Source organism: Bacillus sp. MUM 116, from assembly GCF_001866655.1.
In the GTDB taxonomy this organism is placed as follows: domain Bacteria; phylum Bacillota; class Bacilli; order Bacillales; family Cytobacillaceae; genus Neobacillus.
This window is the reverse complement of the sequence record NZ_MLYR01000086.1, coordinates 111579-127709: the sequence shown is the minus strand read 5'-3', so window position 1 is coordinate 127709 and position 16131 is coordinate 111579. Positions and strand designations below refer to the sequence as shown.

Below are 16131 nucleotides of genomic sequence, written 5' to 3'. Positions count from 1 at the left end.
GGTCAGAGGTTCGAATCCTCTAAGGCGCGTAAATGAAAAAACGATTAGATATATAAAATAAAGTTTGATTAAAATCCTGTATTAATTTATACAGGGTTTTTTTATGTTCTTACCGATGTTGTAAGGTAATGTTGAATAGATTGTGAAAGTTTTCACTAGAGTGACTAAAAATTGTGTTTTTTTAATTTGTCCAAGAAAATCATTAAAATCCTGAATATATTGATGGTACAAAGCTTTGAAAAGATGGGTGATTATAATGCTAGATAATAGAAATAATTCCGGTTGGGCGGATATGAGAATGAGTAATCGTAACTGCGATTGTGACTGCAATGGAGTTGGTCAACCGAATGAAGGTTGTTGCTCTGAATCACGTTTAATAGGTGAAGGTATTGAACAAACAATACTTCCTGGAGGAAATGGAGTATATAGAGCACTTGCTGATTTGGTGTGCTCTGGAGGCTGTTTTGGAGATGAACGACTCATTAGTTATGATTGGGGTCTATCACGAATAACAGGTAATTCAAAACTTCAAGCCTGTCCGAATAAACTAGGTGACAACACAGTGCGAGTTACTGGAAGTGGAATATTTTTCCTGCGAGTAACCGTAACATTTCGTTGTTTTGGTAGTAATGCAGTTCATACTTGTGTTAAGTCAGTTGAACAAACTTTCTCTCAGGGAATTTAAATTAATAATAGAGTGGCTGAAATAGTCACTCTTTCTTTTTCTTCAACTAAAGGGTGCTTGAGTTGAACAAGGAGTTGCTGCGACAGCTCTTTTTCTTGTTCCAATAACGGGCAGGTTTGTTTAAGAAGGAATACTGTAATTGGTATAAAACCAATTTATAGAGAAATGAGCCATAATAAATTCCTCCTTATTAATTGGTCTCAACAATTATTTTTTCTCTTACCAATAGAATTAATTATGTTCTTTTTTAAAATCCATATATGTGAAAAACAGTAATCTCCGAATGGAAATTACTGTTTCAATTTGTGTTATTTAAATTCCTCATCATTTTGTTTAATGATGATGTTCATGTTCGGTTGTCGAGCAAATGGCAGATTCATCGTGAGGATGCTCTTCGTTTTCTAGTTGAATAGTCACATGTCCGATTCCTTGATGTTGCAGTTTATGTTCAATTTCTCTTAATATGACTTGGCTTTCCGGAAAGGTTATTTGATTATTTAAAACAACGTGACAAGACAATGCATTTTTGCCACTAGTAATACTCCAAACATGTAAATCGTGGACATTTAGCACACCTTTTATGGAACGAATTTTCTCCATCACTTCTTCTAAAGAGATTCCCTTTGGAGTTCCTTCCATTAAAATACCGACTGTCTGCTTTACAATTTTCCATGCGCCGAAAGCAATTAAAAAAGCAATAAGAACACTTAGAATTGGATCGACAATATCCCAACCAGTGAATAGAATAATAAGTCCTCCAACAATAACTCCTGCTGAAGCCAGTGCATCACCAATCATATGAAGTACAGCACTTTTGACATTGATATTATCTTCCTTGCTTAATCCAAGACCTAAATAAAGGTTCATTATCAAACCGACAGAGGCACTAATAAACATCCATGTACTTCCTACTGGTTGTGGATTTTTTAAGCGGTCAATTGCTTCAAACAAAATAACCACAGCAATCACAATTAAAGTCATGGCGTTGATAAACGCAGCTAAAATCCCTGAACGATGATAACCGTAAGTGAATTTTTCTGAAGCAGGTTTTTGGGCTTGGTGCATAGCAAACCATGATAATCCTATAGCTGCAATGTCTGTAAGTACATGTCCAGCGTCAGAAAGTAGAGCTAAACTATGCGAAATAAATCCTCCAATTAATTCAACAACAAGAATGATTAAAGTGAGGAAAAATGCTAATTTCATTTTGCCAATCGGAGCGTGGGAATGAAATACATCTCCGTGGTCGTGGTCATGGCTATGACCATCATTATGATTTTCTGACACAAAAAAACCTCCTTTTTAAGAAAAACTAATCGTGGCAAGCATGTTCCACTGCTTGTTTCAAAAGGTTGATAATATGTTGGTCATCGTTTGAATAAAAAACCGTCGTTCCTTCTCGTCTAGACTTGACCAGACGAAGGTTCTTCAAAAAACTCAATTGATGCGAAACAGTGGATTGATGAAGTTCCAAAACCTCTGCAATTTCATTCACTGAACATTCCTTTTGAGAAAGCAAATATAGAATTTTTATTCTTGTGTTATCTGATAGTGCTTTGAATGTTTGGGACACAATAAAAAGAGTTTCTTCATTTAATGACTTAATTTGACCAGTTGTTATATTTTTTTCATCCTCATCAAAATTCATTTATATACCTTCCTTAAATAAATATATGCACATGCAAACATGCTACTATTAGTATATGTGCATATGCGCATATACTCAATAAAAAATTTTGCCTAATTATTTATTTGGATCGAATAGGTTTTGTTTAGCATATTGTGAAAGATTTCACTTAAAGTTACGGGTCCCTTACTTCAAGATGGGATTCCTCGGAGATCACATCTTTTTCTCCTTCAACTAAAGAGGCAGATAGTTGAACAAGGAATTTATACTATGTCTGTTGAAATAGTAATACTAAATAAGGTTTTTTAATATTCCCGAAGTATATTTTAAGGGTTAATTTATTTTCTTATTGCGGAGGGGTTTTATTGCAAACACTTTTTAGATATAACTGGATGGTAAGAGAAGACTGGTATCGTTGGTGTGAAGAGTTAAGTGAAGAAGAGCTTTTGCAAAACCGAACGGGTGGAATGGGAAGTATATTGCGAACACTTTTCCATATTGTTGATGTCGAGTGGAGCTGGATACGTGTCTTACAGGGTAAAACTGACTTTCAGGAGAGTTTCGATAATTATAAAAGCTTGAACAAGGTTCGAAAATTGGACGCAGAATTTCATTTAGAAGTAGAGAACTTTGTGAACAACTGGGATGCTAGTATGGAAGATCGATTATTTTACGATACCCTGCCAAATGGAAGAATTTTAACGGATACTTGGGGTGAAGTTATGCGACATGCCATTGCTCACGAAATTCACCATATAGGACAATTATCAATTTGGGCAAGAGAATTGGGAAGAAAGCCAGTTTCTGCAAACCTTATCGGACGGGGTCTTTCCTCTCATTCGAAAAAATAATTCAAATAGATATTTAATTTATTCAGTTTCTGTTCATTAACGGATGCATTGCTCTAAAGTGGCATCGCCTTTTCCATAGTCTACTGACGAGACTGTTTTATGGAGCAAAAATGTGTTTGTGAAACTTTGTACTTAAACAAACGGGTGCTTGAGTTGAACAGTAGGGTTGCTACGGTAATCCCATTTCTTACTCAACAAATGGGCAGGATAATGAAATAAGAGAGAAAGCAATTTTACAAAATAAATAATCGCATCGTGTAATATTCATCAATTTTAAAGATAGGAAACAACTTATAAATCACTAAACAACTCTTATGGAGGTATTGTAGTGAACCAACACAAATTTATAATAGCTCAGTATAATCCTGCATATGGTGAACAGACAGTGAGAATGTGGCGAGATAGTAAGGAACGGGCTATTGATCAGAAAGAAATTCATAGCTTTGAAAATCATATTTATTTTTTAAATAATATATTATCTGAGCAGTATCAAATAGATTTAGCGTTAGTTGATGACAAAGTAGTTGGAATGATTGCCTATAATGAAAGGGAGATAAGTCAACTTTATATTCATATTGATTATCAAGGAATCGGTATAGGTCAAACATTACTTGACAAGGTAAAAGAACAATCAAGTGGGAGATTAACATTGTATACATTTGAAGTAAATGAAAACGCACAACGATTTTATGAAAAGAATGGATTTAAAATCATTGGTAGAGGACACGAAAATGAAGAAAATTTACCTGATATTCAATATGAATGGATTTCCAAAAAATAAATAATGAAACGGAGACTTAGGTATAAAAAAGTTAAAGGAAAAGCAATTGCTTAACCGATATAAGTCGGTTCTTTTTTTGTTGGTGTTGAAACACTAACACAAGATTGTGAAGTGATGCACTTAAACTGCTATGAAAATTAATTCTCTAACCTCGAAGCAAAGACAATGCTAAAGAAGACCCTGCTCAATCGTTATAAAAAGAGGAAAGATAATTAATAAGTCTATAGATTAGGGTTGACTGGATTAAGGTCAGTATCAGTATTGACACTTCCTACCCATTTTCATTCCCTGTGGTGCAGGACTGATTTTGTGCTAACGGTTGCTTTAATATAAGATGGGGGCTAATTTATGAAAATTGAAGTGAAAAATGACGACAAGGTAATAATTAATGACTTTGAATTTTATGGTCATATTGACCAAAACCAAGGCTGTTCTGATTGCAAATTTAATTTAGTATACTATGAAGATTTTGATGCTTATTTTTGCCCTCAATGTAATAACTGGACTGAATCCAAATGCAGTGATCCTGATTGTACATACTGTCCTAATCGCCCTGAAAAACCTTTACCACACAAATAATGTTCTTGTTGTAGAAGGCGTTTTATGGAAACAAAATAACATTGTTTTTATTTTACGAATAATATATTCTTATTTTTGTTGTGAAAAAAAATTTAGTGGGCGGATTACACGATGTTCATAAAAAAACGAAAAACAGAAATAACGAAATCCTTAAAAGAAGAAATATTAGACTTAAACAATAAGTTGAGTATTTTCGGAATATCGATCAAATCGCTTACTTCGATGAACCCATTAAAACCAGAAGATAAAAAATTGGTTATAAATATTATTAATTTTATTCTGGATGATCATTCTTTAATAAAGTACGTTTACACTAATAAAAAATTGCCAATGAATATGCTTATTGAGAGTTTAAAAATAAAAAAATCATTTTTAAAGAAAAACAATGATTATATTATTGGAATGTTAATTATTATGGAGAACAAATCTTCTTTGTTATATGAATTTATAAAGGATGGTTTAAATTGAAGGGAACAGTTATCAATATCAAAAAAAGCGTTATAACTGTTGTATATAAAAACGATATCCAACTTTCATTAAAAGATATAAAAACACCGGTTTCCATAGGTCGAGAAATTACTTTTAATGAAGAAAATGTTATAAGTGGCTTTATGGAAAAATGGAAATTTAGAATAAAATCATTTTTTTGTGGCAGTTTGATATTACTATATTCTTTTAGTGAAGAAAATATTATTAGCGACTCTATGAAAAAAAGGATGTTTAGAATAAAATCATTTTTTTGTCGCCATTCGATACCACTACAAAAAAAGAATAAATGCGAAAATGAAATTTTTGCCGAATTTATTATTGAAGGTAGTAGTTACTTTAAATTTGCAATGAACTCCAAAGGGGATATTTGCAATATCAAGCCGTTGAATAAAAAATCAGAATCAAAATACAGGATCCTTAGAGTTTTAGAAGGTCAATCCTTGTATAATGCTATAATGTGTTTAATTGTTAAAGCAAAAAATGACGGAATTAAAGTAAATACAAGGAAAGCTGCATTAACACTAATAACCCATAAAAACTGCGATTCTATTGTTTTCTTCGAAAAACGAATCATGAAAATCATTAAAGATATAAATGAAAACAATAATGTAGAAGCGGTGTTTTTTAAATTTAGTGAAGAAGAACATATGACAAAAGATATTTCTCTGGTACGATATTGGATCTGGAAAAATATTCTAAATAAAGAATCCATCGAATATATAAAAGAATCCTCTTTCACAGAACTAACCCGTCAATTTGAGAATTTTGAAAGAATCCCCGGTTTTAAAAGTGTTGTTTAAAAAGCTTCCAAGACTTCTTGGAAGCTTTTTGTTAGGTATAATTATGGCTTCAAACAAAGTAATTAAACTATTGTTATAAAAATGCACAGAACACCACACGAGCTAGCCTTTATTGTTGAAAAAAGCAACAAAGTTTACGAAAACAGCTAACAAAAAAAAATACTAATGAATTAATATCATTAATTGACTTAAAGAGAGCTGATAATTTTGAAATTATAACGGGTAAAAAAGACGCATCAAGCGTACTTTTAAGGATGACGAATGGAAATTTCTCACAAACAATTAAGATCGACTTTAAGCCAAAATACAAATTAATTTTAAAAGAACACTTCTTAGGGCAAGGTCAAGTTTCACTTATTGTAAAAATTAGTTAGTGTTGTTAAGAAATCTTTTTCTTAATCTCAATTATAGGAATTGTGAAGCAATGTACTTAAACAAACTCGTGCATTAGTGAAATAGAGTTAATTGTACAAGTGGCTGATATTAAATTAATGCTAAGAATACAAAAATCAGCACTTGTACAAGCACTCTTTTACTACCTGCATATGTTATTATTATCCACCAGCAACATATTTATCAGCCACCTTTTAAGACGTTTGCATTTAATGCAAACGTTCTTTGTTTAAAAAAATTTATATTTAAATTGATAAAATTATCTTAAAACTATGATGGTTGTCCAATCGATTTTTGTCGAAAGAAATATATATATATAGAGGAAAGTATTCTTCCTTTAAATAACCCGATAGGTGGTGAAAAATATGTTTGGATACGGCTACGGCGGCGGTTATGGCTACGGAGGTGGCTATGGCGGCAGCAGCTTTGTATTAATCGTCGTTTTATTCATTCTCTTAATTATCGTACTAACTAGTGTGATTTAATGTTCACTAAACCAAATGGTACAATTCATATCCTAATTAAAGGATAGAGAGAGGTGTCATTATGCACGAGGAACACCGTGAAGAACGTCGAGAGGAAAGAGTGATAATCGTTGTATTGTTCATTCTACTGATCATTGTCGGAGCTTCTTTTATGTATTACTAGATTGTTCAGAACAGAGGGCGGGCTAAGAGTTAATCCGTCCCTTTGTCTTAGAGTATTTGTGAAATATTTCACTTAAACTACCGGGTGCTTGAGTTGAACAAAAGGGTCGCAGCTGCGGCTCTTTTCCTTGTTCCACTAACTGGCAGTTTAGTTTAATAAGCAATGGTATAATAATTGAATATAAGAAGATGGAAAATTGTGGTGTTTATGAGGGGTTTTTCTTATGGATAAAACTCAAGTAAAGGTTTATTTCAGCTTGTTTGGAGAAGACTTTCCAAATTGATTATGTCACTGAATTATTAGGAATTAAACCAACCAATTCCTATAAAAAGGGTGATATCATTGTAAGAAATCGAAGGCCAAATGTGGAGAAGGCAAAAAGCGCCAAAAATGACGCTTTCAACGGGAGGTGATTCCCAATCGTCCTACATTTTTATATTATGCAACATTGGTAAAGTTTAGAATGCGAAGTAAGAATAGCTTAAAAATTTCAATAAAAAAGGTACCCATAAGGCACCAAAGGTGAATTCTGTATCTAGGTACTTTTATAGTTTATGAGATTGGTTTTGTAGTTGTTAATAAAGAGCCCATAGTAAAATAGCCTCAAATTAGGGAGAAAGATGTTAGAATCCAAATGGTCCTGATGGACAACAAGGATTGACTGGACATCCACACATTGTATGTGTTTCACAGCATTCATTTACACATGATTCTGTGTGGGGAAAAAAATGTTGATGATTAACATGAAGCTTGTTGACTGTTGTCGTATGAGAAGGATGGACATGAGAGACTACTTTATTAAATAAGTTTGTTTTTACATATTGTTGTGCAGGGTCAACTAGTCCCGGATCATACTGTGTTGGAAACGCTTGAGGCGGACAGTATGTTGGCGGACAAGGTGGTGGCGGGCAATATTGGGCTGGCATTTGTTGTACAGGAGCAACTTGAATCGGCATTATATTTGGCATTACATTCGGCATTACATTTGGCATTACATTCGGCATTACATTTGGCATTGCGTTTGGCATTGCGTTTGGCATTGCGTTTGATGGAAACCCCATATTTCTTTTCATAGATATTTAACCTCCAGATAAATTTGTCTTGCGTCAACATTAGTCTATGTGAACTTTTGCTTGTGCGGACTAGTTGTATACCTATTTTTAAAAATAAATAACAATACGCAATACGAAGAAAATGTGTAATAACTTGGTTGGTTCTTGTTCAATTTACGGGTGCTTGAGCAAAGTTATAATGGACAATCGATTAAATGAGGTCTCTGTCGGTAAGTGGGCTGGTTTAACCACAAAAGAAATTGAAAAATCTTGGCCATAGAAAGCTATTAAATAAATGATTAAATATCCCTATTAAAAAAATGATGGGTATTGTACAATACTCTTGTTCATAACAAAGAAAAAGTTAGCTTTGAAAAATATTCAGGCCAAAACTAAAATGGAGTAACTTTATGTCATAAATTAGTTGGTTTAGTGTAAGGAAATTTCCTCACAATCCTAAACTTCCATTGGTTATTAACTTTCTACCGACGATGATTGGGTTCAGCGATTGCGCCGCATGGTTGGCTAACGAAGTATTAATGAAACATGAATACAGAAAAACACTTGGGGTATGTATTTCACTTCCCCAAGTGTTTTTGTAGGCTATATGAAATGTGATGTAATCTACTTCAAAATCACATATTATTTTTTAGCGTGTAACTTTTGTTGTAATTCCTTATTTAAACTTTCTAATTGCTTATCAAATTTTTCTAATGCAACATTAATAGCAGCTCGATCTTTCTTTTGAATAGCCGTTTTTAATGATTTAAAGATACCACGTTCGCCTTGCTCTTTTCCTTTATCTTTATCTTCACGATGACCTTTTCCGAATAGTGCTTCTAATTTCTTATGAGCTTGTTGCTTTGTTAATTTTCCTTCTTTCACTTGTTGTTTAATCGCTTCAATTTCTTTTTTATGGGTTTGAAAGAATTTATCCTCTTGATCTTTACCATGCTCTTTTCCAAATAACGCTTCAATTTTCTTATGAGCTTGTTGCTTTGTTAACTTTCCTTCTTTCACTTGCTGTTTAATTGCCTCAATTTCTTTTTTATGCGCTTGGAACGATTTATCTTCATGATCTTTACCTTTTTGTCTTAATTGCTTCATTAAACCTTCACGAGTGGCAAGATCTTTTTTAAGTTGAGCTTTTAATTGAGGAGTAGCATATTGATTAATAAGAGTCATTAGCTCTTTTTGCTTTTCCCCTTTTTCCCATTTATGATGAGCCCATTTTTGATCTGCTGTTTGCATCGTTGCATGCTTAGATGTATCAGCCTTATGATTAACTACTGCAGTTCCTACTGTTGGTATGAAGATAGATGCTGCTAAAACAGGTGCAATCAAACTTGATCTTACTCTCATTGTAATTCCTCCTAAATATTCGATTTAAGATGTAACAGGTCTCATTATGGGACATGTATCTTAATTCTTTATTAAAGAAGTGAGGCTTTTTTTTGAAAATTTCTTTAATGATTTATGAAGGAAAATATTGTTAATCAGAATGGAACAATCATTTTATTCAGTTGGAAGTCCATTTGACTATATACAATCTATCAAGTTTTCTGCTCTGTTACCTACAACGAACTATAAAAAGGGGAAAAATCATCCCCCTTTGGGTGCTGCTGGTGTTTGGCGAAAAAATTCCAACCGATTGCTGTTGCATTTGGTCCGGATGGGTCTATATATGAACCATTTGAGCTCCCCACAGACCATGTTTGCCCCATTTGATAGGAAGAGTGTGAAAAAATGTACTTACGCTAACGGGTACGATACTTCAAGAAGAAGGTCGCCTTTTTTCTTTTTCCACAAGAAAGATTGTGAAATGTTGTACTTAAACTATCGTGGCAGTTTAGTTGAACAAACGACATTAGTTATTCTTTAATAATCGAACCATTTTCTGGAATTAGTGATTGAGCAAAGTATCCGGATATGAAATAATTGTAAATGAATTATGGATAGGATTATGAAATAGGTGTAAAAACAAAATACATAGATGGGGGGATTGAGATGAATAAATTTGGAGTTTTATCAATTCTAATGGTTTTGATTAGCGTACTTATGTTTTTTATTCTTAGAGGACCGAACGCAGATTTGCCGTTAATAATTATAATTTTAGGTTCTTTTTCACTACTCGGAATAATTTTTGCTGTAATTTCTAAGAAATGGTTATCGGGGGTAATTGGCGTTTTATCTAATGGTGCGGTGTTAGTTTGTGTATATTTCTTATTATTAGCTTACGGAATAGCTGGTTAGGTTCTCCATAGAAATGAAAACCAAGACGAAACGTGGGTAAGTCCATCAGAAACAAAAAATTTCACAGAAGAACTAAACGGTTCGATAGTATCAGGGGAAGTATCAACAAATGATGGTGAAAAGTTTCCAATGATGTGCAGCCTTGATATTGAAGATGATGAAGTATTTATTAGTTCAGTTGTTTTTTATAACAAAAGAGAAGACGAATACTATGCCTTAGAAGAAGTAGTTAAAAAAATTCAATTACCTTTATCAATAAATATTGGTCTTAAAATCAATGGAAAAAATCAATTATTGAATTTTACAGCAAACAAAGTGGACATTTATAAAAATAATATAAGAACAAATTTGTAATAATTGCTTCTTCAGCTACCATGGAAGAACGATTAAAATTCCATCCTCTGTGGTGCAGCTATGCTGCATGGATGGCTAACGGGTGCGTTACTTCAAGATGGGATTGCTGCGGCGATCCCATTTCTTATTCAACTAAACCAGCTAATAGTTTGTCAGCATTTTTCAATAAAAACTTAAAATACTTCATGCTATACTAAAAAAGTGCATGCCAAATAACCTTCCTAATTACCACAGTTGGAGGATTTTATGTTATTTAGTTTTATTTTTTAATTAAGCTATATCCTGGAAAGTCGAATTGCTTTTTAAAAGTGCATAAATCCAGTGTAAGAGCTTATTTACACATGTGACGGGCACCAAAAAGCAATCGAATATAGTTCAAAAAAGCGCTGGCATCCTTGCCGACTGGGGATGCACTTGTAATCACGAAGCTTGATAGTTTCGCCAGGCGAGACTAAGTCGGGTTCATTTAGTAGAGAAAGAGCTTTTAGCACGAGGCGTGATGGTTCATGTCATGGGATTGGTGGAGATTACCCCAGCCGGATGGCTGTGCTCACGGTCATAAGTGCGTTCGCAGAATTCGAGAAAGATGTGGTTCGAAGAAAGAATGCAGGAAGGTAAAGAGCACGCAAGGCAGAAACCCAGTTATCGGGAAGGTTAAAAACCAACGACAAAAGCGAAGCTTGCGAATGGCATACTCTTCTTGAAATCCACTCCTATTCATAGGTCGTGGACATGACTGTCATCAGCAAGAGCGTATTGATTCGATAGAAAAGAAAAAGGAAAGAGCAGTTAATCAACCTTTAGGAGAGGGCAACATGGAAAAAATATTAGAGCAGATATTGAGCGAACTTAAAGAAATTAAAATGAGGCAAGAACGATTAGAAGGAGTTCTTAAAACAGGACAAGAGCACTTAGAAGAAAAAATAGATAACCTTCGAAGGTCCATCTTAAAAGATTTGACACCTTCCAAAGACAACCTTAATAAACGGATTGAAGAAAGCGATGTTAAGATTCTCACACGCTTTGAACGTTATTCCCAAACCCCGTTGGCAGAAGATACTGATAAACAGTATGCCGAAGAACTGCAAACCATAGAGCAAATCAGCACCACCGTCGAAGAAGACATTCAAAAGGATAAGGGACTTTCCGGAATTACAACCGACCAAAAGGTTGCATTGTATCTTTCGAATCCGAAAAAAAAGGAACTTCGGAAACTGGTCAATACTGCGGTCGCAGGGGCACAGGATATGTTCCCGGGTCGTAGAATCACGTTGGAAATCCGGGGAGAGCTCCTTTTCCTTGAGATTGAAGGGAAAGACGAAAAGGACATCGAAAACCTGCATAAGCTGAATTCGATGTCTTCGACCTTCGAGGAATTTATCATCGATTTAGATTTTCAGTAACAGCAACAACATTAAAAAACATGCTCCACCCTTATGGGGATGGGGCGTATTTTTTTGAATTATTTTTTCTAATTCCGGAATTCCTTTACTGACTTGAGGACCACCATGCCCCAATCATTATTCATTAGGAAAGCATGGTATCACGGACGCCTTTAGACAGTATTTTTTCCTTTCCAAGACCCGTTTTCTTATTAAAGTAACGGGGCAGGTTTGTTGAAGAAGGATTTTTAAATGTTACCCACGAATAAATATGAATTACCACATAGAGAATCAGGTGAAACCAAGAACATTGTTAGATAGAGAGGAGAGAGTTATAAATGATTGTAGTTAAGAACGGGACTTTGCCTGTGCATGGAGCTAACATCTACTATGAAGTACGTGGTTCAGGTCCTTTCCTTCTGATGATTCATGGTGGAGGTGGAGAAGCCGAAAAATTTCAAAAGGTTGCAGACAACCTTGCTGACAGATACACAGTTATTACATACGACCGTCGTGGACATTCTCGGAGCATTCTTGACAACCCAGCCGGGGATTACAGCGTAAGCATTCACAGCGAAGACGCTCACCACCTGCTATCCGAACTGACCAATGAGCCTGTATTCGTATTTGGAAGCAGCTCTGGTGCTGTCATCGGACTCGATTTATCCATACGTCACCCAGAGCAAATACGAGTATTGATACCACACGAACCAGTGTTATTGCAACTATTATTCGGAAATGATCTCGAACAGGCAAAGCAATTCTTAGAATCCCTTAAGAAGAATCATCGAAGCGAAGTTTTAAAATTATTGTCAACATCGGAAATGGATATTAGCAATTCCGAGCAATCGAAGGATGTGATTACGCACCGTCTTTTAAGTAATTCAACTTACTTTGTTAAAGATGAAATTCCAGGGATTATAAACTACTCATTAGATATAGATGCATTGAAGACTGCATTAAAATCTTCATCGATGCAGGTACTTCCAGCAGGTGGAAGTGCTTCACGAGATTTTTTTACTTACGGATGCTCAGTAGCATTAGCCGAACAGCTTGGAACGAATTTTGTGGAGTTTCCTGGGCATCATGGGGGTTACAACTCAGAGCTTCATAAAGAGTTTGCTGAGAAGTTGCACGATGTTTTTCGTTAAATTGATATAATTCGGTTCCTTTTTGTGGTTGTTTAAATAATAACCAAGGATTGTGAAATGGTGTACTTAAAGTAACGGGTGCTTATGTTAAAGAAGGGATCGCTACGGTGGTCCCTTCTTTTTATTGAACTAAAGTGGCAGTTTAGTCGAATAAGGATTTAATGACAAAAAAAGATATTATATCCAATTATTAATCCAATATGAGGTATTGTTTAGATATTATTTATAAATGGGGGTTATAAGAAAAAATGAAACGATTAATCACAATTATAATACCGTTACTTGTTTTATTAGGCATGAGTTACGGTATACCTTTAAAAGCGGTGGACCATATCACCAAATTTCCATCTCAATAACCGATATTAGGGACAGAGGTTGGGAAGGTAAAAAATTATGAAATTGATGATTACGAGGATGGAACACTTCACTTTTATTGTCCAGAGATTGAAGTAATGTCGGTCAATGAAACAAATTATTTTATTTGAATTTATCAACAAACGGATGCTTGAGTTGAACAAAAGGGTCGCACTACGGCTCTTTTTCTTGTTCCACTAACGGGGCAGGATAGTTGAAAAAGGATTTTATTTCCAAACAAGAGGGAAAGATTATAATAAATATTGAATTTATATAGGGGTGAGTAATCACTTCATCTCTATATCAGGAGGCTGTTAGTATGTCGAGAGAATTATGGTTGAACCTGCCAGTGCGAGAACCAGAACGGGCAAAGGCGTTTTATACGCAGCTCGGTTTTCGGTTGAATGAGCGGTATGCGAGTCAAGACGGCTCATTCAGCTTGATAGTCGGCGATAATCAGGTTGTTTTAATGCTCTTCCCGGAATCCGCGTTTCGCGGTTTTACTGGTAATGCGGTTGCGGATTCGTGGCAAGGTACTGAAGTGTTATTCTCTCTGGGGGCGAACTCCAGGGATGAAGTTGATGAGCTCGCCTTGAAAGCCGAACGTGCCGGCGGTACTGTATTCAGCAAGCCTGGTGAAAAGGGTGGCTGGATGTACGGCTGCGGTTTTACGGATCCGGACGGTCATCGGTGGAACGCTTTGTATATGGATATGAGCAAAATGCCGAAAGGCTAAAAACCGATTCGCCATTTCGAGACGAGTGTTTAAAAAGAACGTAAAGCCTTTTTTTCTTCAACTAAAGGGTGCGATACTTCAAGAAGAAGGTCGCCTTTTTTCTTTTTCTACAAGAAAGATTGTGAAATGTTGTACTTAAACTATCGTGGCAGTTTTGTGAAACAAGAATGAGTTAAAAGGGTAGATCCCTACAGAGAGAAAAAAGCTGGAATAAACCCAGCTTCCATCTCTCCAGTTACGATTTTAGAAAGAGAGATTATCAAGATAAAGGTCAGTGTTTTTTACAATTTTATGGAAATTTAAAATTTCCTCACACGGAATCATTGCATCATCATGTCCTGTAACAAGTAGAAGGTGCTCTTTTTTTATCGCTGCTTCTATGTCCGACGATGTTTCCAGCTTCTCGCCGGATATTTTGAAAATAAATCCTATAAACGGATTCTTTCTGAGCCTTGTATTGACAGCGAACATTAAGATCCCTCCCCCATCGATACTTTCCACCTTTATATTCATATGTGCGCGATAGTTTTTCAGAACCGTACCCATAGAACTCATTATACGATTACGATAGCCTAGAACCATTGACAGCGAGCCTACACCCTTTGTAATCCCAAGAATTAGAGACGGGAAAAAACACTCCCGCCCCCTAACCCTTAAGATTATGCGACCAAGGGTCAATTACAGTAAATGAACCTAGCGACCGAACTCTCTATTTGCGCGTATAGTTATTGAGCCAACGTAGCAGTTTAGTTCAATTTGAAATCACAAAAACTAAATAAAAATGCTTCTGAAATCAGTGCCATATTTAACTTATTGTCAAATCAGTAGCTCTTATATTTGAAACTTTTGGGGAATTTTTTCACAATTGCAGCAGTTATTATGTTCGCCATTTGTAAAGCTTCCGCCTCATTTTTATCAAACACGGCAATACTAGTTTTAATATCTTTTTGGAGGATAAATACTGCTTCCATTTTAGTAAGGCTAGATGCTCGAAAATTGGTTACGATCTAGACAAGTGGTTTTACTTTATAAAACACATAAACAAAATAATTTGTAATTGGAAACTATTTCAACATTTACCCAAGCACTCTATTAAATCCTGAATATATAGATAGTACAGACTTTAAAGCGAGGTGATTATATAATGCTGGATAATAAAAATGAACCCGGTTGGTCGGATATGAGTGGAGCAGTTCAACCGAATGGAGGAAGTGGCTCAGGTTCCCCCTTAAGAGTCTTTGAAATTTTAGATTTCCAAACAGTCCAACCAAGGAATAGCACGAATCCTGGCGATCCCGAGCCTATTCCCCACAGTCCTAATCGTCTAACACTTGCAACACTCATTGTAACTATTCCAAGATTTATTACAATTAATACAGTCGAATTGATTGCCACCGTAGGTGTACAGGGTTTATCCGGAACATCGCAATTAAAATTTCGTATTTTCCGCGATGGTGCACAAATTTTTCAAACACAGACTGGAGTCGAATCAGATCCTACATCAGAAGTATTTTATATAGAAACATTCCAAGCCATCGACAATAATTTAAGATTTGGAACTCATACGTTCGTGCTGACCGTTGAAAATGCGACAGCAGGTACAGAAGCAGCTGTAGTTGGACCTATCTCGTTTAGTGCATTAGCAATTAGACGAGGCAGGACAGGCTCTGAAGGATCCTGCGACTAAAAGTCGATACTGAAATAAACAAGTAAAAGAGATTATCCTTTCAGGATGATCTCTTTTTGTTGGGAAATGTATATGAGAATTTTGTGCGTCTAACAACAAAATAGCATTTCTCCACGAGATAGATGTAATTTTAAGTGACTTAAATAATGAATAAGAAAATTATTAAGTAAGGTTTGAACATGATTGTGAAAAAACATACTTAAGTAACGGGTGCTTATGTTGAAGAATAGGGGCTGCTTCGGCAGCCCTTTTCTTGTTCGATATACACAGAGATAAAGTGTTTTTACTGAGTTGTTGTTATAAAGAATT

The 16131-nt window shown here is 35.2% G+C and carries 19 protein-coding genes and 1 pseudogene; 15 read left to right on the top strand and 5 right to left on the bottom strand.

Going from position 1 to position 16131, the window contains the following annotated elements; genetic code table 11:
- The first annotated feature begins 298 nt into the window (after positions 1-298).
- A complete protein-coding gene (locus BIV60_RS20370; RefSeq protein ID WP_141770503.1) occupies positions 299-685 on the top strand; it encodes a hypothetical protein in 387 nt (128 codons plus the stop codon).
- Positions 686-1018: 333 nt separating this feature from the next.
- Here the strand turns inward: BIV60_RS20370 and BIV60_RS20365 are convergent, their stop codons facing one another.
- Positions 1019-1972 (bottom strand): cation diffusion facilitator family transporter, encoded by a 954-nt coding sequence (locus BIV60_RS20365; RefSeq protein ID WP_071357543.1) that lies wholly within the window; start codon positions 1970-1972, stop codon positions 1019-1021.
- A 25-nt stretch (positions 1973-1997) separates the two neighbouring features.
- A complete protein-coding gene (locus tag BIV60_RS20360) occupies positions 1998-2333 on the bottom strand; it encodes an ArsR/SmtB family transcription factor (protein WP_071357542.1) in 336 nt (111 codons plus the stop codon).
- A 344-nt stretch (positions 2334-2677) separates the two neighbouring features.
- Here BIV60_RS20360 and BIV60_RS20355 point away from each other — a divergent pair, with 344 nt between their 5' ends.
- The 8 genes from BIV60_RS20355 to BIV60_RS31045 all read left to right on the top strand — a co-directional run bounded on the left by BIV60_RS20355 (position 2678) and on the right by BIV60_RS31045 (position 7266).
- Positions 2678-3163, top strand: coding sequence for a DinB family protein (locus BIV60_RS20355; RefSeq protein WP_071357541.1), 486 nt, complete (start codon positions 2678-2680; stop codon positions 3161-3163).
- A 328-nt stretch (positions 3164-3491) separates the two neighbouring features.
- Positions 3492-3944, top strand: coding sequence for a GNAT family N-acetyltransferase (locus BIV60_RS20350; RefSeq protein ID WP_071357540.1), 453 nt, complete (start codon positions 3492-3494; stop codon positions 3942-3944).
- A 348-nt stretch (positions 3945-4292) separates the two neighbouring features.
- Complete coding sequence (locus BIV60_RS20345) at positions 4293-4523, top strand: hypothetical protein (RefSeq protein WP_071357539.1); 231 nt, start codon at positions 4293-4295, stop codon at positions 4521-4523.
- 111 nt (positions 4524-4634) lie between these two features.
- Positions 4635-4991, top strand: coding sequence for a hypothetical protein (locus tag BIV60_RS20340; protein ID WP_071357538.1), 357 nt, complete (start codon positions 4635-4637; stop codon positions 4989-4991).
- Positions 4988-5812 carry a hypothetical protein gene (locus BIV60_RS20335; RefSeq protein ID WP_071357537.1) on the top strand — a complete coding sequence of 275 codons (825 nt, stop codon included), beginning with the start codon at positions 4988-4990 and terminating at the stop codon, positions 5810-5812. Before BIV60_RS20340 ends, BIV60_RS20335 begins: the two co-directional genes overlap by 4 nt.
- A gap of 758 nt (positions 5813-6570) precedes the next feature.
- A complete protein-coding gene (gene yjcZ / locus BIV60_RS28680; protein WP_083402358.1) occupies positions 6571-6690 on the top strand; it encodes a sporulation protein YjcZ in 120 nt (39 codons plus the stop codon).
- A gap of 61 nt (positions 6691-6751) precedes the next feature.
- Positions 6752-6853, top strand: coding sequence for a YjcZ family sporulation protein (locus tag BIV60_RS28675; RefSeq protein ID WP_083402356.1), 102 nt, complete (start codon positions 6752-6754; stop codon positions 6851-6853).
- A gap of 260 nt (positions 6854-7113) precedes the next feature.
- Positions 7114-7266: a DUF4279 domain-containing protein gene (locus BIV60_RS31045; protein ID WP_371261569.1), complete on the top strand. Its 153-nt coding sequence runs from the start codon at positions 7114-7116 to the stop codon at positions 7264-7266.
- 210 nt (positions 7267-7476) lie between these two features.
- Here BIV60_RS31045 and BIV60_RS28665 read toward each other — a convergent pair whose 3' ends face one another.
- Both BIV60_RS28665 and BIV60_RS20325 read right to left on the bottom strand, forming a co-directional pair.
- The gene (locus tag BIV60_RS28665; protein ID WP_305728406.1) at positions 7477-7926 is read right to left on the bottom strand and encodes a CotD family spore coat protein; all 450 of its coding nucleotides are present in this window, start codon (positions 7924-7926) and stop codon (positions 7477-7479) included.
- Between the two features lie 621 nt (positions 7927-8547).
- Positions 8548-9267: a hypothetical protein gene (locus BIV60_RS20325; RefSeq protein WP_071357535.1), complete on the bottom strand. Its 720-nt coding sequence runs from the start codon at positions 9265-9267 to the stop codon at positions 8548-8550.
- 645 nt (positions 9268-9912) lie between these two features.
- Here BIV60_RS20325 and BIV60_RS20320 point away from each other — a divergent pair.
- The 5 genes and pseudogenes from BIV60_RS20320 (at position 9913) to BIV60_RS20300 (ending at position 14135) form a co-directional block, all read left to right on the top strand.
- Positions 9913-10158: a hypothetical protein gene (locus BIV60_RS20320; protein WP_071357534.1), complete on the top strand. Its 246-nt coding sequence runs from the start codon at positions 9913-9915 to the stop codon at positions 10156-10158.
- Positions 10159-10170: 12 nt separating this feature from the next.
- Positions 10171-10512, top strand: a pseudogene (locus BIV60_RS20315) (hypothetical protein); the annotation flags it as partial.
- Positions 10513-11327: 815 nt separating this feature from the next.
- A complete protein-coding gene (locus BIV60_RS20310; protein WP_071357532.1) occupies positions 11328-11915 on the top strand; it encodes a hypothetical protein in 588 nt (195 codons plus the stop codon).
- A gap of 317 nt (positions 11916-12232) precedes the next feature.
- On the top strand, positions 12233-13045 hold the full coding sequence (locus tag BIV60_RS20305; protein ID WP_071357531.1) for an alpha/beta fold hydrolase: 813 nt from the start codon (positions 12233-12235) through the stop codon (positions 13043-13045).
- A 673-nt stretch (positions 13046-13718) separates the two neighbouring features.
- Positions 13719-14135 carry a VOC family protein gene (locus tag BIV60_RS20300; protein ID WP_071357530.1) on the top strand — a complete coding sequence of 139 codons (417 nt, stop codon included), beginning with the start codon at positions 13719-13721 and terminating at the stop codon, positions 14133-14135.
- Positions 14136-14378: 243 nt separating this feature from the next.
- On the opposite strand, the gene BIV60_RS20295 is transcribed toward BIV60_RS20300, so the two are convergent.
- Positions 14379-14606 carry a hypothetical protein gene (locus BIV60_RS20295; RefSeq protein WP_141770502.1) on the bottom strand — a complete coding sequence of 76 codons (228 nt, stop codon included), beginning with the start codon at positions 14604-14606 and terminating at the stop codon, positions 14379-14381.
- 709 nt (positions 14607-15315) lie between these two features.
- Between BIV60_RS20295 and BIV60_RS20290 the strand changes: the two genes are divergently transcribed.
- Entirely contained in the window at positions 15316-15822 is a 507-nt protein-coding gene (locus tag BIV60_RS20290; protein ID WP_141770506.1) for an exosporium protein C, read from the top strand.
- The last annotated feature ends 309 nt before the right edge of the window (positions 15823-16131 follow it).

Excerpts from the sequence above, each read along its gene's own strand:
- BIV60_RS28675 (WP_083402356.1), top strand. The coding sequence starts at position 6,752 with ATGCACGAGGAACACCGTGAAGAACGTCGAGAGGAAAGAGTGATAATC.
- BIV60_RS28665 (WP_305728406.1), bottom strand. The coding sequence starts at position 7,926 with ATGAAAAGAAATATGGGGTTTCCATCAAACGCAATGCCAAACGCAATG.
- yjcZ (WP_083402358.1), top strand. The coding sequence starts at position 6,571 with ATGTTTGGATACGGCTACGGCGGCGGTTATGGCTACGGAGGTGGCTAT.
- BIV60_RS20300 (WP_071357530.1), top strand. The coding sequence starts at position 13,719 with ATGTCGAGAGAATTATGGTTGAACCTGCCAGTGCGAGAACCAGAACGG.
- BIV60_RS20305 (WP_071357531.1), top strand. The coding sequence starts at position 12,233 with ATGATTGTAGTTAAGAACGGGACTTTGCCTGTGCATGGAGCTAACATC.
- BIV60_RS20340 (WP_071357538.1), top strand. The coding sequence starts at position 4,635 with ATGTTCATAAAAAAACGAAAAACAGAAATAACGAAATCCTTAAAAGAA.
- BIV60_RS20325 (WP_071357535.1), bottom strand. The coding sequence starts at position 9,267 with ATGAGAGTAAGATCAAGTTTGATTGCACCTGTTTTAGCAGCATCTATC.
- BIV60_RS20345 (WP_071357539.1), top strand. The coding sequence starts at position 4,293 with ATGAAAATTGAAGTGAAAAATGACGACAAGGTAATAATTAATGACTTT.
- BIV60_RS20360 (WP_071357542.1), bottom strand. The coding sequence starts at position 2,333 with ATGAATTTTGATGAGGATGAAAAAAATATAACAACTGGTCAAATTAAG.
- BIV60_RS20370 (WP_141770503.1), top strand. The coding sequence starts at position 299 with ATGAGTAATCGTAACTGCGATTGTGACTGCAATGGAGTTGGTCAACCG.
- BIV60_RS20295 (WP_141770502.1), bottom strand. The coding sequence starts at position 14,606 with ATGTTCGCTGTCAATACAAGGCTCAGAAAGAATCCGTTTATAGGATTT.
- BIV60_RS20320 (WP_071357534.1), top strand. The coding sequence starts at position 9,913 with ATGAATAAATTTGGAGTTTTATCAATTCTAATGGTTTTGATTAGCGTA.
- BIV60_RS20310 (WP_071357532.1), top strand. The coding sequence starts at position 11,328 with ATGGAAAAAATATTAGAGCAGATATTGAGCGAACTTAAAGAAATTAAA.
- BIV60_RS20290 (WP_141770506.1), top strand. The coding sequence starts at position 15,316 with ATGAGTGGAGCAGTTCAACCGAATGGAGGAAGTGGCTCAGGTTCCCCC.